At 44.5% G+C, this 22,541-nt stretch carries 21 protein-coding genes; 15 read left to right on the top strand and 6 right to left on the bottom strand.

The features are described 5' to 3' along the window. Positions 1-385 precede the first annotated feature (385 nt). Entirely contained in the window at positions 386-1,870 is a 1,485-nt protein-coding gene (locus A0128_RS14200; RefSeq protein ID WP_069608116.1) for an amidase, read from the bottom strand. 156 nt (positions 1,871-2,026) lie between these two features. Here A0128_RS14200 and A0128_RS14195 point away from each other — a divergent pair, with 156 nt between their 5' ends. The 3 genes from A0128_RS14195 (at position 2,027) to A0128_RS14185 (ending at position 6,135) form a co-directional block, all read left to right on the top strand. Further along, positions 2,027-3,001: an ankyrin repeat domain-containing protein gene (locus tag A0128_RS14195; protein ID WP_069608115.1), complete on the top strand. Its 975-nt coding sequence runs from the start codon at positions 2,027-2,029 to the stop codon at positions 2,999-3,001. A 758-nt stretch (positions 3,002-3,759) separates the two neighbouring features. Further along, the gene (locus A0128_RS14190) at positions 3,760-5,400 is read left to right on the top strand and encodes an HsdM family class I SAM-dependent methyltransferase (RefSeq protein ID WP_069608114.1); all 1,641 of its coding nucleotides are present in this window, start codon (positions 3,760-3,762) and stop codon (positions 5,398-5,400) included. Positions 5,401-5,478: 78 nt separating this feature from the next. After that, a complete protein-coding gene (locus A0128_RS14185) occupies positions 5,479-6,135 on the top strand; it encodes a DUF2461 domain-containing protein (RefSeq protein ID WP_069608113.1) in 657 nt (218 codons plus the stop codon). 142 nt (positions 6,136-6,277) lie between these two features. On the opposite strand, the gene A0128_RS14180 is transcribed toward A0128_RS14185, so the two are convergent. The 5 genes from A0128_RS14180 to A0128_RS14160 form a co-directional block, all read right to left on the bottom strand. Then, complete coding sequence (locus A0128_RS14180; RefSeq protein ID WP_069608112.1) at positions 6,278-8,233, bottom strand: CASTOR/POLLUX-related putative ion channel; 1,956 nt, start codon at positions 8,231-8,233, stop codon at positions 6,278-6,280. A gap of 77 nt (positions 8,234-8,310) precedes the next feature. Beyond that, complete coding sequence (locus tag A0128_RS14175) at positions 8,311-8,736, bottom strand: DUF3995 domain-containing protein (RefSeq protein ID WP_069608111.1); 426 nt, start codon at positions 8,734-8,736, stop codon at positions 8,311-8,313. Between the two features lie 17 nt (positions 8,737-8,753). Continuing rightward, positions 8,754-9,212: a MarR family winged helix-turn-helix transcriptional regulator gene (locus A0128_RS14170; protein WP_069608110.1), complete on the bottom strand. Its 459-nt coding sequence runs from the start codon at positions 9,210-9,212 to the stop codon at positions 8,754-8,756. A 30-nt stretch (positions 9,213-9,242) separates the two neighbouring features. Next, positions 9,243-9,707 carry a MaoC family dehydratase gene (locus tag A0128_RS14165; RefSeq protein WP_069608109.1) on the bottom strand — a complete coding sequence of 155 codons (465 nt, stop codon included), beginning with the start codon at positions 9,705-9,707 and terminating at the stop codon, positions 9,243-9,245. A 10-nt stretch (positions 9,708-9,717) separates the two neighbouring features. Beyond that, positions 9,718-10,356, bottom strand: a complete 639-nt coding sequence (locus A0128_RS14160) for a hypothetical protein (RefSeq protein ID WP_245667162.1) — start codon at positions 10,354-10,356, stop codon at positions 9,718-9,720. A 552-nt stretch (positions 10,357-10,908) separates the two neighbouring features. On the opposite strand from A0128_RS14160, the gene A0128_RS14155 reads away from it, so the two are divergent. Genes A0128_RS14155 through A0128_RS14100 form a run of 12 tightly spaced genes read left to right on the top strand, consistent with a single transcriptional unit; the run spans position 10,909 to position 22,483 of the window. Then, positions 10,909-11,286: an NADH-quinone oxidoreductase subunit A gene (locus tag A0128_RS14155; protein WP_069609309.1), complete on the top strand. Its 378-nt coding sequence runs from the start codon at positions 10,909-10,911 to the stop codon at positions 11,284-11,286. After that, the gene (locus A0128_RS14150) at positions 11,277-11,837 is read left to right on the top strand and encodes an NADH-quinone oxidoreductase subunit B (RefSeq protein WP_069608107.1); all 561 of its coding nucleotides are present in this window, start codon (positions 11,277-11,279) and stop codon (positions 11,835-11,837) included. The genes A0128_RS14155 and A0128_RS14150 overlap by 10 nt, the downstream gene beginning before the upstream one ends. Then, positions 11,834-12,367, top strand: a complete 534-nt coding sequence (locus tag A0128_RS14145) for an NADH-quinone oxidoreductase subunit C (RefSeq protein WP_069608106.1) — start codon at positions 11,834-11,836, stop codon at positions 12,365-12,367. Before A0128_RS14150 ends, A0128_RS14145 begins: the two co-directional genes overlap by 4 nt. 1 nt (position 12,368) lies before the next feature. Then, positions 12,369-13,586, top strand: a complete 1,218-nt coding sequence (gene nuoD, locus A0128_RS14140) for an NADH dehydrogenase (quinone) subunit D (protein ID WP_069608105.1) — start codon at positions 12,369-12,371, stop codon at positions 13,584-13,586. Further along, positions 13,586-14,065 carry an NADH-quinone oxidoreductase subunit NuoE gene (gene nuoE, locus A0128_RS14135; RefSeq protein ID WP_069608104.1) on the top strand — a complete coding sequence of 160 codons (480 nt, stop codon included), beginning with the start codon at positions 13,586-13,588 and terminating at the stop codon, positions 14,063-14,065. Before nuoD ends, nuoE begins: the two co-directional genes overlap by 1 nt. Positions 14,066-14,079: 14 nt before the next feature. Next, positions 14,080-15,387: an NADH-quinone oxidoreductase subunit NuoF gene (gene nuoF, locus A0128_RS14130; protein WP_069608103.1), complete on the top strand. Its 1,308-nt coding sequence runs from the start codon at positions 14,080-14,082 to the stop codon at positions 15,385-15,387. Further along, complete coding sequence (gene nuoH, locus A0128_RS14125; protein ID WP_069608102.1) at positions 15,384-16,424, top strand: NADH-quinone oxidoreductase subunit NuoH; 1,041 nt, start codon at positions 15,384-15,386, stop codon at positions 16,422-16,424. Before nuoF ends, nuoH begins: the two co-directional genes overlap by 4 nt. A gap of 13 nt (positions 16,425-16,437) precedes the next feature. Then, on the top strand, positions 16,438-17,064 hold the full coding sequence (locus A0128_RS14120; protein ID WP_069608101.1) for an NADH-quinone oxidoreductase subunit J family protein: 627 nt from the start codon (positions 16,438-16,440) through the stop codon (positions 17,062-17,064). Then, the gene (nuoK, locus tag A0128_RS14115) at positions 17,061-17,381 is read left to right on the top strand and encodes an NADH-quinone oxidoreductase subunit NuoK (protein ID WP_069608100.1); all 321 of its coding nucleotides are present in this window, start codon (positions 17,061-17,063) and stop codon (positions 17,379-17,381) included. Before A0128_RS14120 ends, nuoK begins: the two co-directional genes overlap by 4 nt. A 5-nt stretch (positions 17,382-17,386) precedes the next feature. Next, positions 17,387-19,327 carry an NADH-quinone oxidoreductase subunit L gene (gene nuoL / locus A0128_RS14110; protein ID WP_069609308.1) on the top strand — a complete coding sequence of 647 codons (1,941 nt, stop codon included), beginning with the start codon at positions 17,387-17,389 and terminating at the stop codon, positions 19,325-19,327. 1 nt (position 19,328) lies between these two features. Then, positions 19,329-21,011: an NADH-quinone oxidoreductase subunit M gene (locus A0128_RS14105; RefSeq protein WP_069608099.1), complete on the top strand. Its 1,683-nt coding sequence runs from the start codon at positions 19,329-19,331 to the stop codon at positions 21,009-21,011. Beyond that, positions 21,008-22,483 carry an NADH-quinone oxidoreductase subunit N gene (locus tag A0128_RS14100; RefSeq protein WP_069608098.1) on the top strand — a complete coding sequence of 492 codons (1,476 nt, stop codon included), beginning with the start codon at positions 21,008-21,010 and terminating at the stop codon, positions 22,481-22,483. Before A0128_RS14105 ends, A0128_RS14100 begins: the two co-directional genes overlap by 4 nt. The last annotated feature ends 58 nt before the right edge of the window (positions 22,484-22,541 follow it).

Here is a 22,541-nt window from a genome sequence, read left to right as displayed (position 1 = left end):
AAGATTTCTCACTTAGAATGAATTTTAAAATTTCCATATTTTTGTAGGCTCTTGACTTTTTGTAGGAGTTCCTACGAATTGAAGCCAAACAAATTTCGACAATATAATATTTTTATGATAAAGGAATGTTTCCCGATTTTTCCCACGAACCCGCCACCTCCACCCAATCAGCAAACCTTAGCCACAAGTTGAGAAGAACTGCAACGAGAATCGTCCCACAAGGAAGGGATTTTGTTAGAGTTCCTACAAAATGGAATTTTACTTGCAAGAATTAGAATTCTCTGATATACGAAAGTTTCCGGATTTTTTCCACCACCCGCCCCTCCGCCCAACCAGGGTGGGGCCCGCAAGTTGCACTACAAAACGTCGTAACTCCTACAAAAACTTACTTATGTTTCGACCAAGGCACGGCTTTTTCCAATTGCGCGCTCAGACGAAAGAGAACGTCTTCTCTTCTTTTCGCCGCAGTGAACTGTAATCCCAAAGGAAGCTGATCGCTCGTTTGTCCGATCGGAATCGAAACTGAAGGTTGTCCCGTTAAGTTTGCGAGTTGTGTGAACGGAGTTCTCGAAAGACTTTTTTCGACGAGTTCATCAACGAGACCGGAAGCGAGTAACATTCTTCCCAAACCCAGACGACCCACGACTTGCATCGCGATCTTTTCACCTAACTTGGGTTCCAGTTCTCCGATCTTTGCAGGCGGCATCGCGGTTGTCGGGGTCAAATAAATATCGTAAGTCTCGTGAAAGGTTTCCATAGCAAGAGCCGCCTTATCCCATTCTTGCAGGGTTCTTACAAATTCTCCGGCGGAAACGGTTCTTCCCAAAAGTCCGAGAATCCAAGTCACGGATTCCACGTCGCTCATCGTTGCCTTTCTTCCGAGAATGGGTTCTAAGTTTTTTAATTGAGCGGCCATTTCACCGAAATACATCGTGATAAATGCTCTTCCGATTGCCTTCCCGTCCACGGGCGCGTCTTTTTCTTCGACCTTGTGTCCGAGAGAATGCAAAAGTTTTGCGGTGTGAACGACCGACTCCACACAATCCGGATGCACCGGAGTTCCGATCGGAGATTGAGTGGAGAATGCGATTCTCAGTTTGCCCGGAGATTTTTTGATCTCGGAAAGATAACTCGTCTTGGATTCTTCAAAAGAAAATGCGCCTGAGCTTTCGATTCCGCATAACGCGTCGAGAAACGCCGCGCTGTCTCGAACGGTTCTCGACAAAACGTGATCCACCGAGGCTCCCTGCCAGAATCTTCCAAAATAAGGACCAACCGGAGTTCTTCCTCGAGTGGGTTTGAGTCCGAATAACCCGCAATAGGCGGCGGGAATTCGAATCGATCCTCCTCCGTCGGAAGCGGTCGCAACCGGAACCATTCCAGAGGCGACTGCCGCTGCGGAACCTCCGGAAGAACCTCCTGGAGTTCTTTCCAGGTTCCAAGGATTTCGCGTAGGACCGTGTAACTTAGGTTCGGTGATTCCCATGAGTGCAAATTCCGGAACGTTTGTCTGTCCTAAGAAAAGAGTTCCCGCACTCCGCAGTCTCTTGATAAATTCGGAATCGACGGGGGAGATATAGTTTCGAAACGCTTTCGAACCGGAAGTGAGACGCGCGCCTCCTATGGAATGAACGATGTCTTTGACAAGAATCGGAACTCCTCGAAACGGACCTTCCGGAAGTTTGGTCTTTGCGGTCTTACGAGCTTCTTCATAGAAACGGTTTATGACGGCGTTGAGTCCTGGGTTTATGGATTCGATTCTTTCGATTGCCGATTCTACGAGTTCCGAAGGATGAACCTTTTTTTTTCGAACTAAGTCGGCGAGACCGGTAGCATCATAGTAGGTATATTCTTTAAATGATTTTGACATGATCCAACTCCGAAAACAAGAGGAACTCCGGAAAGAATCGCGGGTCAAGATAAAAAGGATGTTTTTAGGATTCCGAGAAAAAAGGGGTTCTAAAAATGTGGATATACAACCACCGGAAATCCGATCTAATAACTACAAACGGTCTTTTGATATACAATGATTTCTACAATTCGCAAAATCCCTTCTCTCATAGTGATATTCCCATTCTTACTCGTTGCGGATCCGGTCCTGGACAACGAGTTCTTGAGATCCGTTCAGGAAGGAGATCCCAAAAAGACCCAGATTCTACTCCAAGCCGGAGCGACCGTGGACGCGACGGATTCTCGCGGAAAGACCGCTTTGATGATTGCGGATCACAGACCGGAAGTAGCGGAAGTTTTGATTCGTGCGGGAGCCAACGTGAACGCCCAAGATCGGGACGGGAGTTCCGTCCTTTCGGAAAGTTTTTCCGGACTTTTGGATGTGAAGGTCTTAGACATAGACGACTTGGCGGTTCCAAAACGTCTGATCGAATCCGGAGCTAAGATAGAATATTCATCCAAGGTTGATTCTTCCGGAAGAACGGTTCCCGTTTCTATTTTGAATCTTGCGATTCGACACGGGAATCTCGTCCTCGTACAATTCTTAATCGAAAATCACGCCGATGTAAATTTTGACAAAGGCAACCCGGAAGAATTTCCTCTCTTCCTCGCGTGCGGAGCCGGGTCTTCTCAGCAGAATTTTTCCATCGTGGAAGTGCTTTTGAAAAACAACGCGAAGCCGGATTACACAAGTCGTCTTCACGAAACAAATGTGGAAGGCAAGACGACTCAGTTGGGAGCGGACAACGCACTTCATTTTATCTCGGAAGAATCCGAGTTTGATTCCAGAATCGTCGATCTTCTTATAAAGTCCGGAACAAACGTAAACCATAGAAACGCGGAAGGAATTTCTCCTCTTTTACAGGCGATTCTCAGAAAGAGAGTTGGCTTAGCGCAAAAACTTTTAGAGCTTGGAGCCGATCCAAGTCTCGCGGATGTGCACGGAAGAACTTCCTTAGAGGAAGCGCGCAGACAAAAATTCGATTCACTCGAAACTCTGATTCTAAAACGACTCGGAATCAAAGAGAATCCGGATCGGATCACTCAGTAATCTCGTAATTCCCTTTACGAAAGTCTAAGATTCTTTTTAATAAAAGTCCATTGAATCTAAGAATTCAGTCGGACTTTTATTACTACTTAATTATAACTTTCTAACACTAAAGTATCTTTTGTTCTTTTGGTCCCGCCATTCCGTTCGACTTATATTTCGTTTTTGATTTCGTGTTTACGTTATCTCACATTGTTCTTTGAAATAACCGCATTTCACAATATCTGATTCTATCCTGCTAAAAAAATCGAAATCGATTAAGTTTTGAAACTCCTCTGGAAAGAACTTTCCGAATCTGAGAGAAAATATCAAATTCTATAAGTTGATAGCTCTAAATAAAAACGGGCGGAGCATATAAAACGGATTTAGACGGAATGAAGTAAAAACATTTGAGTCAGAAATAACTTCATTCATCGCTTTTCATGATTCGACCGTGTAAAAATACATAATTTTATTATGATAAAGCCTTTTTAAGTTCTCAAATCCAAGTTGATATCCGGTTAAATTCCATTTCGCTTAATCTTTTTGTATACACCTGACTGGACTCTAAACGATACTTAAACAAAGTGTGTTTTATAGTTTGACCTATAGTATACTCATTCACCTAATTGGCGTTAATGCTACATAGATAATTTACTGGTTGTTAGCTTCTCTGCTTCTGAAATTTTTGTCTTTAACAGACGTTAGTTCTTAGGACTGTGTTTGTATGAAGAAAATTGCATTCGCTTGTTCGGCGAAAGATTTGGAATTGCACGGTATAAATGTCCCAAGAGGCAAATCGAAAAATAAAAAATAAATTTCTAGGACAGTTTTTTACTCCCGAAAAAGTAGCAGATTTCCTGGTAGACTGGGTTCTCGGCGCGGACCGCATCTCCTCGCCAGAAAATTCAAAACGTATACTGGATCCTGCAATCGGGAACGGTGTGTTTTTTTCAAGCCTTCTCGACAAACAACCTGAACTCAAAGCCGAATGGGTTGGTTTTGACCTCGATCTTCACTGTTTAGTATCTAGCAGACATTCCTTAGAAGATAAAATTTCTCGCAACGGTTCCCTTCATTTCTTTGATCAAGATTTCCTTCTCGAAACTAAGGAACAAAAGTTCGATGTTATCCTTTGCAATCCTCCTTATAAAAAGATAAGCGACAGGGCTTATTCAAAAGAATTAAATAAACGTTTCGGCGGAGACTTGGAAAAAAGATTACCCGGAACCGCAAACCTCTATGTTTTCTTTCTATTAAAATGTTTGAATATGATTAGCGTGGGTGGAAGGGCCGCCTTCCTCGTACCTCAAGATTTTTTCAACTCCGGCTACGGGGTTTTTATCAAAACGGTGCTTAAAAAATCTGGTCTTCTTCATTCTCTTTTTCTTTTATCTCCGCAAGATAGTCTTTTTGACGAAGCGGTCACGAGTTCCTGTATTCTTCTTTTGGAAAACTCCGAAAAGGAAAAAAAATCGGGATTTTATTGGGCGAGGCTTAAACCCGGTTTTTTTACGGACAAATCCAAACTTGCGCTGGGCGCCGTGGAATCGATCGAGACGGAATGGATCCCGTTTCCGGATCCGGAAGCCAAATGGAGCCCGATCTTTCATCGTATGGAGAAGAAGAATTATCCGTTGGAGAAAAAGAACGATTCTGAAAAAGATTCTTCCGATCTGTTGGTTCCACTTTTGGAATTCGGGAAGTTTACAAGAGGAATCGCGACCGGAGACAATGATTTTTTTCTCTTTACGAAGACGATGGTGGAAGAATCGGGAATCCCGGAAGAATATTTTAGAACCTGTATTCCAAAATCACAATATGCGAGAAATAGAATATTCTTATATTCCGATTGGGAAGAATTGAGCCGTAAAGGAGCCAAGGTCTGGCTTTTGGACGTAAAAAACGAACTTGATTCGAACAAGTCTGAAACTCTTCAGAAGTATCTACAGAGCGGCCTTACAAAGGGGGTCAATCGCAGATTTCTTCCCTCCAGGAGAAGGAATTGGTTTAGCCAGGAAGCAAAGTCTTCTTGTCCGATACTCGCTTCCAGTTTTCATAGAACTGAAATTCGAATCGTAAGAAATTTTAGCAACGTGGTTCATTTGACCTGTTTTCACGGATTCACTCCTGCACCAGGGATGGAAGAATGGGTGGACGCGGTTTACGCCTATCTGATTTCTTCGGATTCGAAAAAGGATTTGGAAACGAGAAGAAGGGAATATGCGAGAGGACTTTGGAAGGCCGAACCGGGGGATCTCAATTCTCTTTTGGTTCCGGATTTTAGAAAACTTCCGCCTAACATACAAAAGGAACTTAAAACGTTAGTTTCCGATTTGAAGGACGCACGCTTCTCGGTTGAAAAAGACGCCGTCATCATCGAAAAAATCGATTCTATCTTTCGTAACGAAACGATTTCCTGATTTTTTTTCGATTCTAAAAAAACCATTTTTACTTGATCGTTTCAAAGAAGAGAACATTTTGAATCGAAAGGTTTTTTCATGCTTCAACAATCCACTCTCGACTTCTTAAAAAATATAGCGAAGAATAATAACAAACCCTGGCTGGAAAAAAATAAATCACTCTTTACCGCGGCCAAGGACGACTTTGAAAATTTGATCGGAGAACTCGTCATCGGACTTGCAAAGGTCAATCCTGCGCTCGCGGGAGTGGATCCGAAAAAATGCATCTTTCGGATCTATAGAGACGTTCGATTTTCAAAAAACAAGGAACCATATAAAACCAATTTTGGAGCGAGCATCGGTTCCGCGGGGAAGGATCTGGGACGACCTCTTTTCTACATTCACATTCAACCGGGAAACCAATCTTTTATCGCGGGCGGATTGTATATGCCCGAACCTAAAATTTTGAGAAAAGTTCGCGAAGGTATTTTAGAAAATTCGAATGTTTTTAAGAAGATCGTTCAGGACAAAAAGTTAGAAAAAGAGTTCGGAACTCTTTCCGATATGAAACTCAAAACCGCTCCGAGAGGATTTTCCAAAGATCATCCCGATTTTGAGTGGATTCAATATACGAGTTACGTTGTGGAAAAAAATGCAAGCGACGCAGAAGTCCTCTCGAAAAATTTTATTAAGAATACGATCGAATCTTATAAGATCCTTCAACCGTTTTTGAACTACTTTGACAAGATGGTCTAAGATCGATGTCTTGTCTACGCTCTCAGATAAAAAAGGATTTTAAAAGAGAATAAGACCGAATTTTTTCCTATCGATACTTTGTGATTTCCCATTCTTAAAAAAATAAGAATGGGTTTTTCCTTAGAAGAGTGAATGGGCTTTTTTAAGTTTGATCTTCCGCGAGTACGATCAATGTATCTTCCGGTCTGATCGAAAATTGAGTATCCTTTGGCGGAATTAAGTGAACGCCGTATCCTTTTTCTTCGTCCTTTTCTTCCGATGCGATTCGAATTCCAAAACACGTTTCTCCTCGTTTGAGTGCGGCGTTGGCACAATCAGCGAAGGACAAAACCTGAGAAGAATTTTCGAAATACAAGGACACGGGTTTGAGGTAGATCTCGCTTCCTTCCGGACTGAAAAGATTCTCATAAACGCGCATAACGTCCGGCTCTTGCGAAACCTGAGCCATCATCTTGGAAACGAATTGGTTGGAAATCAGGAAGTCTTTGACTCCGGTTTCTAAAACGATTTCCGTATTCTCGGAGTTCATAATCTCTGTGATCAACTGAGTCGTCGGTTGGTTTCCGGTCTTAAACGCATAACGTTTGAAATATTGACGGAAGCGTAGAAGAAGTGAGATCGTTTGTGCGTCGACTTCCTCTATGTTTTCTTTTTCTTCGGCTAAGAAGATTACGGAATCGTAAGATTCGGGAGCGAGTCTTTTCATAACCGATTCTTGGGAAAGATCCGCTTGAAAGGAGCGTAATGTGATTTTCGGATATTTCTTTTTCAACCGAACGACGGAACTTTTAAAGTCGTCGTCGATCTGTTTTACCAAAAGGTCGATCGTGGAACCGGGCGCGACAAACTTAGCGTATTCTTCCACGATGAGAGGACTTTTAGAATTCCATCCGACGATCAACTGTTTGTCGATCGGATTCGAACGTTTCTTTTTAGGAGTCTGAAAATCTCTGGGACTCGCGACTGCATTGTCCGCATAACGAATCTTAGAATCGTCTTCCGCTAAGAGTACTGCGTCTTCTTCGTCTCCCGGGACGTAGTTGGCCGGAGGATTGAGGAGGATGTCCCCGTCTTCTTTTCGAAATCCCAGAGGAACTGATTCGTTAAACCGAAATGAAATTTCCTGAAAGGGAAGCCCGTTCCAGCCGTTTTTCGGTTTGTAAAAATAGATCTCGTCTCCTTCAAAACCGACTAAGTTCGAATAGACGATCGCGAGTCCCGAGGTTCTGGAGGTTTGTACCAAAAGTTTGGCGAGTATATTCCTTTCGTCCATCACTTGGATGGAAGAGGAGAGTTCTTGTGCGATCTGTCGATTTTCTTCTCCGTAGAGTTCCGCGACGATGGGGGGAAGTTCCTTGCCTTGTCCGAGCGCGACCAATGCCATCAAAGATTTTAAAACTTTCGCGTCTCCGATGGATCTTCCTTCTTTCGATTCTTCGTCGCCGGATGCGTTGAGAACAAGAACTGACTTTGCTTCTTTTGCGTTTACTTTTCTGAGAGAATGTAAACTCGATGGAGTTCCGGAGCGTGTGATCACTTTTGTAGTTTTACGTTCGGTTAAGTTGTCTGCGAGAAAATCGTCCATCACCTCCTTGTCTTCTTCCGAGAGGATCACGACGACGGCTCTTGACTCGGATGAATTGGCTTCAATGAGTTCTTTGATGATCTCGACGACCCTGACTCCGAAGCCGAGAATGATCGTATGGTTGGATTCCAATACGTCGCTTTTGCCCTTTCTTAGATCTTGGATCTTCTGATCAAATTGGTTTGTAATAAAAGCCACCAAACTCGAAAAGAGAACGAGTCCGAGAAATACGGTAAGAATTCCGGAGATTTTATTGAACCAGTTTGATTCTCCATCTTCCGCGACAGCACCCGCGTCGGAGATCTGTAAGAATACTCTCCACAGAAATTCTCCCTTTCCTTGGATCGATTCGTCAGGAAAGATCCATCCGCCTAACACGCGTAAGATCGATAGGGTTAAGAATGCGATTAAAAATAAGGTGATCAGAGCCGCGAAAACCGCGCCCCCGCCTTTGGACATAAAATTGTCGAAATGATAACGGAGTTTATCGGAGAATTTATGGTTTGATTTCATGCGGGTGAATAGAAATCCAAGCCTCGATTTTATCAAATGGAAAATAATTTCTTTTCTGAAAAATCTGAGATTCTTTCTTAGATCGCAGAAAAAAAGAGAAGGGTGGAAATCAAAAGACAAAGAGGGCAATAATATTTTGTATCGTACTTCGCAAACGTCGTGTCCCTTATACTTTTGAAAAAACCTACCATTCGAAAGTCTCCCACAGCACGGAGAAGAAATACGACGGAAAGAAAGAACGTTCCGTAATGGAATAAGGTTTTTGGGATTCCAAACGGGATTTCGAGAGTAAGACCGATCGGCAATAAGGCCGCGCAGAAGAGTAGAATTCCTACCAAAGCGGTTGAAAGTTTTCCGGGTCGAAAGGTCGGCTTTCCGTTTAATTCCGGAATTACCTTGCTTCCGCCCGTTTGACCTCCGACCAACCAATAAAAATGAATTCCGGAAAGGAAGAATAGAATCAAGCCCACGATCCAGGATAGAATTGGTTGGAAAGAAGTCATATTTTTGTTTTCCTTATTTATTGTAGGAAATAGCTGGAGCCTACGGAATCCGGGTTTTGATTCTGATAGAGTTTTACGAGAAGTCGAGCCAATTCTCTTTTTTCGTCTTCCGTAAAACCCTTGTAGAGATTGTTTACCAGGGATCTTGAAATGCCGAGTAAAACGGGACGAACCGTATATGCTTTCGGCGTCAGTTCCAAGTGAACGATCCTCTGATCGTCCGGGTCCCTCGTTCTTTCAACAAAGCCCAAAGTTTCCAGTTTGTCTACAAGGGCGGTTAACGTGGATTTATCCCGATTGATCATCTTGGCTATCTCTTGCATCTGCGCTCGTTTTTTCTTTACGAGAGCGAATAAGATATCCGCGTGGGTCGTCGTGAGTGCGCCTAAGCCCTTTTCTTTTAGTTCCAGGTTCAGGTGTCTGTGAAATTCGTCTCGAATTCTCGAGACCATATAGATGATCAGTCTAGGACTCATATTTTACCTAATTTTAGAAATTTTTTTCCATCAGGCAAATTGATATAGATAGATTACCTCTCCGACCGCGGCCGCTTTCGTTGATCCTTCGGTTTCAAAAGTCATCTTCAGAGTCATTCTCGCCGTACCTCTTAGGTCTTTTAGCTCGATCAACTCCGCTCTGATTCTCAATTTGCTTCCTACTTTTACGGGTTCTAAAAACCGAAGTTTTTCCATTCCGTAATTGATCCCCATCTTAATATTCTTTAATTCTAATATTTGAGACAAGAGGTAGGGTGCCATGGAAAGAGTAAGATATCCGTGTGCAATCGTCGTGCCGAACGGGGATTCCTTCGCCGCTCTTTCGGGATCCGTATGTATCCACTGATGATCCAGAGTCGCATCTGCAAACCGATTGACTTGTTCCTGGGTGATCGTGTGATAATCGGAAGTTCCGATTTCTTTTCCGGTGTAGGCTTCTAATTCTGCAAAACTGGATAATACTACCTTAGCCATGTTGTTCTCCTTACTCCATTTTTTGTTTTAATCTATTTGTCAGTTGTGTGAAAATTTCCGATTCTAAATTGGAAAGGTCAAAGCTATCCTGAAGACCCAAGGCCTTTCCCGAATACATCGCCTTCCAGACGATCTCTCCGTTTTCGACGTCCATCGCTTTGACAGTGACTTCTAAGATCGCGTTTCCGGAAACGGTTCCGTAATCCGTAAAGTCCGTAAAAACTGCAACGTCGCCTTTGAGAAGTTTGGCGATCTTGATTCCCTTTTCCTCGCTAAAGCCGGATTCGTTTTCTATCGTAGAACGAAACTGTCTTTCCGTGTTGTATCTTTCTTGAACCTTTCCACCGTAATTCAAAATCGTCAGTTCTAACTTTTCAAAACTCCGAGATTCGACGAATTTTCTCTGATCTGCATTTTGATCTTTTAAGAGCCAACCCGAACGAATCTGGATCGGAAATACGATGTGTTTCGTTTTTCTTTCGGGTGTAAAACCCCGTCGAACAAACACCGTTCCGAAAATGGAATTTTTAGAAGTAGAACAATCGGTAAAAAGAAGAAAGAATAGGATAAGGGCGAGAGAAAAACGAAGTGAAAAAAGAAGAAGGTTCTCTTTCCAGGAAAAGTGATCTGCGTTGCTTGCGACGGACAATTCGTTTTCCTTTGTCGGGACCTCTCCTAGGAGAAGCCAGTGCTTTGATTTGTCTATCTGTTTTTTGTCAAACTAATTCGGCCCTTCTTCGCGAAAGAAGATTCATAGAGAGAAAGTTTCCATCGCTGAACTTGCAGTCGCACGCGTCTTTTCAGATTATAAATTCTCATTTTTGCGCGGGCCTTTTTAAGAATGCAGATTCTTGTTCTAAATTTAAGATTAGAATCTCATGAAATATTACAAAGTTACTTTTTTAGTCTTCTTTTCTCGTTTTTTCTTTCCGGTCGTTTTTCTTTTGATTCTCTGTTTCAATTAGAAGCTTTGGATTTGAAAGGCATTTGGGGAACAAGCGAAGATTCCATTTTGTGGTTTTGGGTTTGCCCCGCGTCCTTTCCCGGCTTCGTCGGAGGTTGCTCGCAAAACTCAACCTCACTCTGTACGAATCGTTCGATAATGCTCTGCTGTCCACCGGCTATCTCGCTCTCTATGGATCGCGAGATAATCACGAAATTGATTGACAGGCCATATGCAAACCGGAGTCTAATAGGAGCTATGGATAGCGCTCCCGAGCACCTTGGCCCTTTATTAATTCAATTCTTACTCGGAGTTGGTTTCTCCACTCTGATTCTTACCCTTGCCATACTCATCGGCCCCAAAAAAAAGTCCAAGCCGCAAGACACTTTCGAGTGCGGCGTACAATACTACGGGGATGCGAGAGGACTTTTCAACATTAAGTTTTATCTCGTCGCAGTTCTTTTTATTTTGTTCGATATTGAGGCCGTCTTTCTTTTTCCTTACGCAGTCAATCTGATTGGATTTAAGAATGCGGGAATCGGGTTTTTTCTCATCTTCGAGATGTTTGTGTTTGTTCTCACTTTAGTCGTGGGCTTATACTATATCTGGAAGAAAGGAGCACTGGAATGGGATTGAGTGATCTTAGCAAAGCTCCGGGCCAAGCCCTGGGCGACATGATTCAACTCGGAAACGTTGAATCCGTGATTCAATGGGGAAGAAGTTATTCCCTTTGGCCGTATCCTTTCGCGACGGCTTGTTGCGGAATCGAATATATGAGCGCTTCTTGTTCGGACTACGATATCGCCCGTTTCGGAGCGGAACGTCCTTCGTTTTCTCCGCGTCAGGCGGACATGATCCTCGTTCTCGGAACGATCACCTACAAGATGGCTCCCGTACTTCGTCAGATCTACGATCAGATGGCGGAACCAAAGTTTGTCATCAGCGTAGGAGCCTGCGCTTCTTCCGGTGGGATGTTCAATACATACGGAGTTCTGCAAGGTGTGGATCGAATTCTTCCCGTAGACGTTTATGTGCCCGGTTGTCCTCCTCGTCCGGAAGCAATCTTGGACGCACTCGTTCAGTTGCAGGAAAAATTGAAAACTCAGGGGCTGGAAGAAAGACGTCAGGAAGTGATGCACAAAATCCAGGAATTGAACGAAAGAAATAAACCCCTGGTCGTACGATGAAAGAAGCAGTAGAAAGTTTCCTCAAAGAAAAATTCCCTCACTTTTTGGACAAACAAGAGCCGGTCGTTTCCAACGTTCCCGTTTTCTTTTTGAAAGCGGAAGGTTTGGTTCCGGTTTTTACGGCTCTCAAAAATGATCCAACACTCTATTATAATTATCTAAACGATCTTACCGCTGTGGACTGGCTCGGAAAAAAAGAACCTCGTTTCGAGGTTTGTTATCTTCTGCGTTCGGCGAATAAGGTCGCGAGTAGAATCCAGATCAAGGTCCGAGTGGACGAAGGCGAATCGGTTCCGAGTATCGTCTCCGTTTTTAAAGGCGCCAACTGGCCGGAAAGAGAAGTGTATGATCTTTTTGGAATTCCCTTTGCCAATCATCCAAACCTGGATCGAATTTTAATGCCTGATAACTTTCTTGGACATCCTCTTCGTAAGGATTTTCCTTTGGAAGGATTCGGTCAGGACTATCTCATAGAAGATCTTTTACAGATGCATATCTCCGAAGACATTACAAAGGAAGGAGGAAAGTAAAATGATGTACGAAAAAACGGCCCAACATTTCGGACAGAAGTTTGCCAATCTTCCCGAAGGTCATCTTCTCGTAAACTTAGGACCATCCCATCCGGCGACACACGGGATTCTTCAAAACGTGATCCAACTCGACGGAGAAAGAATCGTAGAAGCGGAATCGGTCATCGGTTACGTACATCGTTGTTTTGAAAAATTAGGAGAACGTTATACTTACAATCAGTTCCTGGTCTGCACGGATCGGATGAACTACGTTTCCACTCCGTTAAACAACATCGGTTGGATTCTCGCCGTAGAAAAGATGATGCAGATCGAGGTCCCGGACCGTGCGACGTATGTGAGAATGATCATCTCGGAGCTTTCGAGAATCATGGATCATATCATCTGCTCCGGAATTTTGGGAGTGGACTTGGGGGCTTTCTCGGGGCTTTTGCATCTCTTTCATCATCGTGAGAATATCTATCAAGTCATCGAAAAACTTACCGGTGCGAGATTGACTACTACGTTTTGTAGAATCGGCGGACTGGAAAGAGATATCTATCCCGACTTCGTAAAAGAAGTAAAGATGGTCTGCAAGGGACTCAAGCCCGCGATCGAAGAATTCAACAGCCTTCTTCTAAAAAATAAAATCTTTCTGGGACGAACCGATGGGATCGGCGGCATTTCCAAAGAAGACGCGATCGCCTACGGTTATTCAGGTCCGAATCTCAGAGCCACCGGCGTTGACTGGGACGTTCGTAAAGACGAACCTTACATGCTCTACGATAAAGTGGATTTCGATATTCCGGTCGGAGAAGACGGCTCCGTTCTTCATAGAACCTTGGTTCGTATGGAAGAGATGCGTCAGTCGATTCGGATCATCGAACAGCTGATAGACGGAATTCCGGAAGGAACCTGGCACGCAGATCTTCCTCACGCCTATCTTCCCGAAAAAAACAAAGTCTACAACAATATGGAAGAATTGATCTATCACTTCAAGATCATCATGCACGGAGTTAAGGTCCCTCCGGGAGAATACTACATGGCGACCGAAGCCGCAAACGGAGAACTCGGTTATTATATCGTCTCCGACGGCGAAAAATCTCCTTGGAGAGTTCACGTTAGACGTCCTTGCTTTTGGTATTATCAATCTTTTGCGGATCTCGTGCGCGGCGGCTTGCTCGCGGATTCGGTCGCGACCATGAGTTCTTTGAACGTTATCGCCGGGGAGTTGGACTGCTGATGAGTTACAAGTTCAGTGAAGAATCCGAAAAAAGATTTCAGAAGATGCTGGAAGTGTTTCCGGAAAAACGTTCTCTCATTCTCCCTTGTTTGTACATTCTCCAGAGGGAAAACGGTTTTGTGGATCAGGACGGGATGAACTACATCGCGGATCGTCTCGGAGATCCGATTTCTCTCGCTCAGGTTTACGGAGTTGCTACGTTTTATACTCTCTATAATAAGAAGCCCGTTGGAAAGTATCATATTCAGATCTGCGGAACCTCGAGTTGCTATCTGCAGGGGAATGACGAAATCGAAAAACATCTCTGCGATCGTTTGGGAATTCATCTCGGACAAACGACTCCTGACGGAAAGTTTACATTGGAAGAAGTGGAATGTCTCGGCGCCTGCGGTTACGCTCCGATGGTGCAAATCAACGACGATTTTTACGAACAACTGACGCCTGAAAAGGTGGATCAGATTCTAAAAAGTCTGAACTGACAAAGGAAATCCTTATGGCAGAAATGAAAATTCTTACGAAATACATCGATAATCCCAAGTCCACAGAACTTGAGTTTTACGAATCCGTTCACGGTTACGACGGTTTAAAAAAAGCCCTTCAGATGAAACCCGACGATATCATCGCCGAGGTGAAAAAATCGGGACTCAGAGGAAGGGGAGGCGCGGGGTTTCCAACCGGACTCAAGTGGTCCTTTATCCCTAAAGACATTCCAAAACCGAAATATATCATCTGCAACGCCGACGAAGGCGAGCCCGGTACATTCAAAGATCGTAAACTGATTGAAAATCTTCCTCATCAGATCATCGAAGGGATGATCATCGGCGCAAGAGCGATCAATTCCAACAAGGGATTCTTTTACATTCGAGGAGAATTTCAGACGGGCGCCAAAACCATGCAGAAGGCGATCGACGAGGCTTATTCAAAAGGTTATCTCGGTAAGAATATCCTAGGTTCGGGCTTTGACTTTGATCTCGTTCTTTATGAAGGCGCCGGAGCTTATATCTGCGGAGAAGAAACCGCACTCATCAATTCTTTAGAAGGCAGGAGGGGGCATCCAAGATTAAAACCTCCGTTTCCTGCGGTTTCCGGATTGTATCGTTCTCCGACGGTGGTGAATAACGTGGAAACGTTTTCTGCGATTCCTCATATCATAGACAAGGGAGCCGATTGGTATTCTAAGATCGGAACCGAAAAATCTCCGGGGACTAGACTCTTCAGCGTTTCGGGTCACGTAAAAAGACCGGGAGTTTATGAAATCGAATTAGGAACTCCTTTATTAGAACTTGTGAATGATCTCTGCGGTGGAATCGTCGACGACAAGGCCTTGAAAGCGATCATCCCCGGCGGATCCTCCGTTCCGATTTTAACGGCGGAAGAATGTAAAACCGCGAACATGGACTTCGAATCCATGGCCGCTCACAAGACGATGCTCGGTTCGGGCGCGGTGATCGTTCTCGCGGAAGGAACGGACATCGTAGAAACCACGTTTCGATTCGCGAGATTCTACGCCCACGAATCCTGTGGTCAGTGTACTCCCTGTCGCGAAGGAACACACTGGGTTCGAGACATTCTTTCCAAAATCCGAGACGGAGAAGGTACGACTCAGGATATCGATCTGATTCTTTCTTTATCTCGTAACATGGAAGGCGGAACTACGATTTGTCCTCTTTCGGACGCTTGTGTCGGGGCGGTTCGTCCGGCTCTTCAGAAATTTCGTTCCGAGTTTGACGCAAGGCTCAAAGACAAACCGGAACCGGTGACGGAACTTCGAAGAAGGAAGGAGGACAAGGCTCTTCTATGAATTGGAATGAAATTCTATTTTGGCTTTTAAAGAGCGGTCTTTTCTTTTTTATCCTGATCACAGCCTGCGCCTATTACACTCTTGCGGAAAGAAGGGTCGCGGGTTTTATCCAGGATCGTAAGGGGCCGAACCGCGCGGGAATTTTCGGTCTCCTTCAACCACTCGCGGACGGAATCAAGTTTCTCACAAAGGAAGAAGTTTTTCCTCTGCAAGTCAATCGTGTGATGTATCTTGTTGCCCCCGCGATTTCGATGACCTGTGCGATCATGGCTTGGTCTGTAGTACCTTTGGGCGGTCAGATTCCTCTTCCCGCATTTTTGCAGGACGCGACCGGGTTGCAGTTTTTGGATCTTCAAATCGCCAACCCGGATACTGGAATTTTATTTTTGTTTGCGATCTCTTCTCTTGCGGTTTATGGAATCATCATCGCGGGCTGGGCGAGTAATAACAAATATTCCTTGTTAGGCGGGATTCGTGCGACGGCTCAGATGATCAGTTACGAACTTCCCCTTTCTCTGAGTGTCGCTTCGATCGTAATCATTACGGGTTCCTTGAAACTTACGGATATCAGCGCGGCTCAGGTTGGTCTCTGGAATATCTTCAAACTTCCCGGTTTTATCGCCTTCTTTCTTTTTGTGGTCGCAATGTTTGCTGAAACCAACCGTCTTCCTTTCGATTTGGCGGAAGCAGAATCGGAACTCGTAGTCGGTTTCCACACGGAATACGGCGCGTTTAAGTTCGCGTTATTCTTCATTGCGGAATACATGAACATGATCACGATGAGTTGTGTGGTAACCTTGCTTTTTTTCGGAGGTTATCAGGTTCCGTTCGGAATTTTAGACGGACACGTTTTACAACCTCTTTTCGGTCTTTTTTTCTTTTTGGGTAAGGTTCTCTTTTTTACGTTTTTGTTTCTCTGGGTGAGATGGACGCTTCCCCGTTTTCGTTACGATCAACTCATGTCGCTCGGTTGGAAAAAACTCATTCCCTGGGCGATCTTGAATATCATTATCGCAAGCATCTATATACAATTTTAAGAATATAAGAAAAATGCCACTAACAGATCAACCTCAACTGCTTCTATTCTTCCTGTTCTCAACGGTGATGATTCTCAGTTCTCTGGGGGTGATCTTTCATCCGAACGCGATCACAGCCGCCGTTCTGCTCGTTTTGAGTTTTTTTTCTTTGGCGGCGATCTACGCCGTGATGAACGCGATCTTTATCGCAACGATGCAGCTTCTTGTCTACGCCGGAGCGATCATGGTTTTGGTGGTTTTCGTTTTGATGCTTCTTTCTCTCAGGGACGATAAACCTCAGTTTTTTATCTTTGAAAAACCGGTGAAAAAACTTTTGTATCTGACCCTCGTTGCCTTTTTGGGAGTTCTTTTGATCACCGCCGTACACGACGGAATTCCTTCGCGAACTTCACAAAGAATCGGCTATCTCTCCAACAGCAATGTTGAATATTCTTTCGATATTCCCAAGGGCGGGAACACCGCTAACGGAGTCGGTTCTACTTCGTCCGGAAATACCGCAGTGGTCGGAACAGCGATGTTTCTACGTTATCTGCTTCCTTTCGAATTGATTTCCATTCTTCTTCTCGCGGCCGTTTTAGGCGCAGTTGTACTCGGAAAAAAGAATCTCGCCAACAAGGGATTGGAAGGAGAAAAACCATGAACCTTTGGATTTCCGGAATCCCCGTAGAATATTTTTTAACTCTCGCGATGATCATCTTTACGATCGGAGTCGCCGGCGTGATGGTAAGAAGAAGTGCGGTCCTTATTTTTATGTCGGTTGAATTGATCTTAAATTCAGTGAACCTTGTTTTTGTAACCTTCTCAAAAGCGCTCCACCAAGTGGACGGAGAAGTTGTGGTATTTTTTGTGATGGCGATCGCAGCCGCAGAAGCAGCGATCGGACTCGCGATCGTGATCGCGATCCATAGGCTCAAAAAGACGAGCTACGTAGACGAAATGAATCTGATGAAATGGTAGTAAGAATGGAAATTTCTAACCTCGTCCCTGCGTTAGTCGCGCTTCCGTTGATCGGCTTTTTGATTTCGGGACTTTTTGGCAAATGGCTGAAAGGTTTTACCGGAGTTTTATCCACGGGTGTGGTCTTTTTATCCTTTGCTCTGGCGCTCGTTTCTTTTTTTCAATTTCATCCTATGGAACGTTCAGTTCCCGAGATCGTAACCTTGTTTCCTTGGTTTGAAGCGGGCGGCCTAAAGGTTTCTCTCGCATATCAGGTCGATCAACTTTCCTTATATATGATTTTGATCATTACCGGAATCGGATCCTTGATCCATCTCTATAGCATCGGTTATATGAAAGAAGATCCGGGTTTTACGCGTTACTTCGCGTATTTGAATCTTTTTATATTCGCGATGTTGAATCTGGTACTTGCAGAAAATCTAATTCTTCTTTTTCTCGGATGGGAAGGAGTGGGGCTTTGTTCTTATCTGCTGATCGGTTTTGACTATCACAAGGATTCCGCCGCAAACGCGGGGATGAAAGCCTTTATCACAAACAGAATCGGCGACTTGGGAATGCTCCTCGGGATCGCACTCGTTTTCTGGTACACGGGTTCTCTTTCTTTTACGGAGATTGCGGAAGCGATTCCGGAAGTTCCTTCATTCCGTTATATTCTTCCGATTGCCGCTGCATGTTTTTTTATCGGAGCCATCGGAAAGTCGGCTCAGATTCCGTTACACGTTTGGTTGCCGGATGCGATGGCGGGACCAACTCCTGTGTCCGCTCTGATTCACGCGGCTACTATGGTGACGGCTGGAATCTTTTTGATCGCAAGGCTCAATCCGATTTTTCTTTCAGCTCCGCAAGTCGGTCACTGGATCGTGATCATAGGATCGGTAACCGCGTTTTTAGCCGCGACTGTGGGACTTTTTCAAAACGATATCAAGAAAGTTTTGGCGTATTCCACCGTATCTCAGTTAGGTTATATGTTCGTAGCAATGGGGGCGGGCGCCTACGTCGCCGGGCTTTTTCATTTGATGACTCACGCGTTTTTTAAGGCGCTTTTGTTTTTGGGTTCCGGTTCTGTGATCCACGCGCTTCATCACGAACAAGATCTCCGCAATATGGGCGGACTAAAAAAACAGATGAAGATCACTTGGATTACTTTCCTTGTAGGATCTTTGGCTATTTCCGGAATCCCGCCCTTTAGCGGATTCTTTTCCAAAGATCTAATATTAGAAAAAAGTTATGCTTATGGAACCCTCTTTTACGGACTCGGAATCATCACGGCGCTCTTGACCGCGTTCTACATGTTCCGAATGACCTATTTGGCTTTTTATGGAGAATCTCGTGTCTCCTCACACAAGGCTTCTCATCTCCATGAATCTCCTCTCGTGATGACGATTCCTCTCGTGATCTTGTCGATAGGCGCGGCGATAACCGGATTTTTAGAGGTGCCACATTTTCTTTTCGGAGGAGTCGACGTACTAACTAGATATTTCGCTCCGATTTTCCTAAGAGGAACCGAAATTTCTCAGATGATCGTCAAACAAAGCTTAGACGGTCACGAGGCGAATGCGTCGATCGAGTTGATTCTTGTAGCCGTTTCCGTCGCGGTGGCGGTTTCCGGAATTTTTATCGCGAGGACGATTTTTCTCACCGGTAAAAACGTTCCCGTGGAAGAAGAATCTCTTTCCGGTTTAAAACGAGTTCTTTCTAAAAAATACTTCGTGGATGAATTCTACCGCGATTTCATCGTGGATCCGATTCTTCTTCTTGGAAAATTTTTCGCAAACTACGTGGAAAGAAATTTCTTGGATCTGATGTTGCGAGGCACGGGGAGAGTCGCGGTTGCGATCTCTTTGGTTCTGCGAAGGGTTCAAACCGGAATCGTGGTAGACTACGCGATCCTGATCGTTTTTGGAACGGTCGCCATTCTTTCCTTTTTTCTACTGAGGGGGCTGTAACTTGGATTTCCCGCCATTTATACTGAGTATCTTTTTATTCTTACCTCTCATCGGGGTTCCGTTCTTATTTCTTTCCAATAAGGTTTATTGGCTGAGATTTATTTCGGGAACATTTACGTTAGTTCCCTTCTTAATACTCGTAGGTTTGTATTTCAAATACGACCCCGAAAACGCCTCTCTTCAGTTCGTGGATCGAATCCGAGACGTCGTAGTCTCCGGAAATTTAAGGATCGACTATCACGTCGGAATGGACGGCTTTAGCCTTCTGCTCTGCGGAATGTCGTCTTTATTATTCTTTCTTTCCACGCTTGCAACTTGGTCGAGCATCACTTCCAGGATTCGAGAATTTTACATTTATCTAATGATCGTGGAGATGAGTGTACACGGAGTTTTTCTATCCGGAAATCTCGTTCAGTTCTATATCTTCTGGGAAGCGATGGTTTCTCCGATGGTATTGATGGTGGGAATTTGGGGAGAAGATCAAAGGGTAAAAGCCGCAATCAAGTATCTGATCTTTTCCTTTACCGGATCGGTCCTGATGCTTGCAGGAATTCTAATCTTATATTTTAAAACGGGAACGATCGTAATCGAAGATCTTTCCACGGGACTTCTTCCCGAAATCCCGAAGAACATTCGTTTGTTTATGTTCTTTACGTTTGTGCTCGCGTTCGCGATCAAAGTCCCTTTGTTTCCGGTTCATACTTGGATGCCCGACGTTCACTCGCAGGCTCCCACTGTGGGATCGGTGGACCTTTCCGGAATTTTATTAAAGATCGGGCTCTACGGATTTATTCGCTTAGCAATTCCGTTATTTCCGGAAGAGATGTTGGAATACCGGGAACTTTTAGGAGGACTCGCGATCGCGGGAATTCTCTATGGAGCGATCATTGCGATGGCGCAGGAGAATTCCAAACGAGTCGTCGCGTTTTCTTCTCTTTCTCACATGAGTTTTTGTATGTTGGGAATCTTGAGTTTTACGGAAGAGGGAATGGCAGGTGGAATGCTGCAGATGATCAACCACGGATTCACCGCAGGGATGCTCTTCTTTATGTTAGGAATGTTGCATGAAAGAATCGGGAACAACGATATCGCGAAAGCGGGGGGCTTGTCCAAACTACTTCCGGTCTTTTCCGTATTCTTTGCGATCGGAATTTTTTCTTCCCTCGGAGTTCCCGGAACAAACAGCTTTATCGGGGAATTTTTGATCATCCTCGGAAGTATCAAGGCTAACGTCGTCTATGGCGCGTTAGCCGCAACCGGAGTCGTTTTTGCAGCGGGTTATCTTCTTCTTTTTGCCAAAAGAATGATCTTTGGAGAACCTACAAAAAATCTTACCGAACACCACGATCTCAATCTGAAGGAATGGGCGATTCTCATTCCGACCGTCGTTATGATTTTCTGGATCGGAATCTATCCGAAACCTTTTTTGAGAGTATTGGAACCTTCCGTCAGAGTTGCGTTAAACTCCGCTTCGGCGAAAGTGATACAGGATCGTTCCTTGAAGGAAAAAGACCTGAACGATAAACCCTTTGAAAGAAAATATACATCCTATAAATCTCTGGGAGCCGATCCCTCAAGTTACGAGGAACGTCTGAAAGGATATCAAAGTAAGTATGCGCTTCCGGAATCGATTCGGAAGGGCAAGGAAACGACTCCGGAAGGAGACGAGGAGGCGGTTCAGTGAATCTAATACCAAACATCCTCGACCTATTCTCCATTCTTCCTGCATTGATCCTGGCTGCGGGTGGAGTTTTTCTTATCTGTCTTAGCGTTTTGTTTAAGACAAAGGAATTTCTGATCGTAAGATACGCATCCGGATTGATTCTTCTCATCGCTCTTGCGAGCGTGTTTTACACTTCGTTTCGATTTCCCGGAAACGGAACCTACTTCGGCGGACAGATAGAGAATACGATCATTACGTTTTGGCTGAATTTGATCTATTTATCGATGGCGATCGGAACGGCGGCGATCATTCCAAGAATATTAAAAAATCATAAAGTAGAATTTCCTGAATTCTATCCGTTGCTTCTCTTCGCAACCTGTGGAATGATGCTGATGACTTCCGGACAGGACTTCATACTTGTTTTTGTCGCTTTGGAACTGATGAGCATTTGTCTTTATATCCTGATCGGAATGGCGAGAAGCGACCTTTTTTCTCTCGAAGCTACGCTTAAATATTTTCTCTTAGGAAGTTTTTCTTCCGGATTTATGCTGATGGGAATCGCGTTTCTATTTGGAGGAAGCGGATCCACGAACATAACTCTGGCTCTGAAACCGTTGATCATCGCCGGATATCAAGGAAACTTTGCGAAGATAGGGCTTGTTTTGTTTCTCACGGGAGTCGCGTTTAAGATCGCACTTTTTCCGTATCACGCGTGGACGCCCGATGCCTATGAAGGCGCGCTAACGCCCGTGACCGGATATATGGCGACCGCGTCTAAGTCCGCTTCGATCGGACTTCTATTGATTCTTTATACCAAATTGCCGATGCCTTTGGCGGAAACGACCTGGGCTTGGTTACCGGGCATTCTCGCGTTATGCTCCATGGTCTACGGAAACCTACTCGCTTTAAAACAGGAAAATTTAAAAAGAATGCTCGCGTATTCTTCCATCGCGCACGCGGGTTACGTCGTCGCAGGGATTTCCGCGGGAGTCCACGAAGAGGCGTTGTTTTATTTGATCGTTTATTCTTTCGTGAGTTTGGGAGCTTTCGCGGTTCTCGCATACTTGGAAGAGGGAACGAGACAGGTTACTTTCTTTTCGGTTCAATCTCTTTCCGGAGCAAAGCCGCTTACCGCGATCGCGATCAACGTTTTCTTTATGTCCTTAGCGGGTGTTCCTCCGTTCGGAGGATTTTGGGCGAAACTATTTCTCTTTCAGAAACTTGCGGAATCGGACACGTTGATGAATCGGATTTTACTCATCGGGGGTGTAACGAACTCCGCGCTCGCGCTTTATTACTATCTCCGAATCGGAATCGCAACCTTTATGAGTAGCGACGAAGGCGAAGTAACAAGAAATCATTCGGCGCCCTTTAGCATCGGAGTAACCGCGGTCGTTGTCGTCTGTTTCTTTATGGTCGCTCTGGGATGGTTTTTACTCGTTCCGGGAAAACTTCTCGCAATCGGCGCGCTTCAGTATCTCAGCAGTTATTGATTTTTTGTTTCGATGATTTCCGTTTCCAAAGTGTAAACAAAGGAACGGAAATTATGAT

The organism is Leptospira tipperaryensis (assembly GCF_001729245.1).
In the GTDB taxonomy this organism is placed as follows: domain Bacteria; phylum Spirochaetota; class Leptospiria; order Leptospirales; family Leptospiraceae; genus Leptospira; species Leptospira tipperaryensis.
The sequence above is the reverse complement of the archived record's forward strand: the minus strand, read 5'-3'. Positions and strand labels throughout refer to the sequence as shown.

What these genes read in the sequence shown, in the direction of transcription:
- A0128_RS14195 (WP_069608115.1), top strand. Translation starts at nt 2,027, where the DNA reads ATGATTTCTACAATTCGCAAAATCCCTTCTCTCATAGTGATATTCCCA.
- A0128_RS14150 (WP_069608107.1), top strand. Translation starts at nt 11,277, where the DNA reads ATGGGATTGAGTGATCTTAGCAAAGCTCCGGGCCAAGCCCTGGGCGAC.
- A0128_RS14200 (WP_069608116.1), bottom strand. Translation starts at nt 1,870, where the DNA reads ATGTCAAAATCATTTAAAGAATATACCTACTATGATGCTACCGGTCTC.
- nuoH (WP_069608102.1), top strand. Translation starts at nt 15,384, where the DNA reads ATGAATTGGAATGAAATTCTATTTTGGCTTTTAAAGAGCGGTCTTTTC.
- A0128_RS14175 (WP_069608111.1), bottom strand. Translation starts at nt 8,736, where the DNA reads ATGACTTCTTTCCAACCAATTCTATCCTGGATCGTGGGCTTGATTCTA.
- nuoD (WP_069608105.1), top strand. Translation starts at nt 12,369, where the DNA reads ATGATGTACGAAAAAACGGCCCAACATTTCGGACAGAAGTTTGCCAAT.
- A0128_RS14165 (WP_069608109.1), bottom strand. Translation starts at nt 9,707, where the DNA reads ATGGCTAAGGTAGTATTATCCAGTTTTGCAGAATTAGAAGCCTACACC.
- nuoK (WP_069608100.1), top strand. Translation starts at nt 17,061, where the DNA reads ATGAACCTTTGGATTTCCGGAATCCCCGTAGAATATTTTTTAACTCTC.
- A0128_RS14155 (WP_069609309.1), top strand. Translation starts at nt 10,909, where the DNA reads ATGGATAGCGCTCCCGAGCACCTTGGCCCTTTATTAATTCAATTCTTA.
- A0128_RS14185 (WP_069608113.1), top strand. Translation starts at nt 5,479, where the DNA reads ATGCTTCAACAATCCACTCTCGACTTCTTAAAAAATATAGCGAAGAAT.
- A0128_RS14145 (WP_069608106.1), top strand. Translation starts at nt 11,834, where the DNA reads ATGAAAGAAGCAGTAGAAAGTTTCCTCAAAGAAAAATTCCCTCACTTT.
- A0128_RS14190 (WP_069608114.1), top strand. Translation starts at nt 3,760, where the DNA reads ATGTCCCAAGAGGCAAATCGAAAAATAAAAAATAAATTTCTAGGACAG.
- A0128_RS14170 (WP_069608110.1), bottom strand. Translation starts at nt 9,212, where the DNA reads ATGAGTCCTAGACTGATCATCTATATGGTCTCGAGAATTCGAGACGAA.
- nuoE (WP_069608104.1), top strand. Translation starts at nt 13,586, where the DNA reads ATGAGTTACAAGTTCAGTGAAGAATCCGAAAAAAGATTTCAGAAGATG.
- A0128_RS14120 (WP_069608101.1), top strand. Translation starts at nt 16,438, where the DNA reads ATGCCACTAACAGATCAACCTCAACTGCTTCTATTCTTCCTGTTCTCA.
- nuoF (WP_069608103.1), top strand. Translation starts at nt 14,080, where the DNA reads ATGGCAGAAATGAAAATTCTTACGAAATACATCGATAATCCCAAGTCC.
- nuoL (WP_069609308.1), top strand. Translation starts at nt 17,387, where the DNA reads ATGGAAATTTCTAACCTCGTCCCTGCGTTAGTCGCGCTTCCGTTGATC.
- A0128_RS14180 (WP_069608112.1), bottom strand. Translation starts at nt 8,233, where the DNA reads ATGAAATCAAACCATAAATTCTCCGATAAACTCCGTTATCATTTCGAC.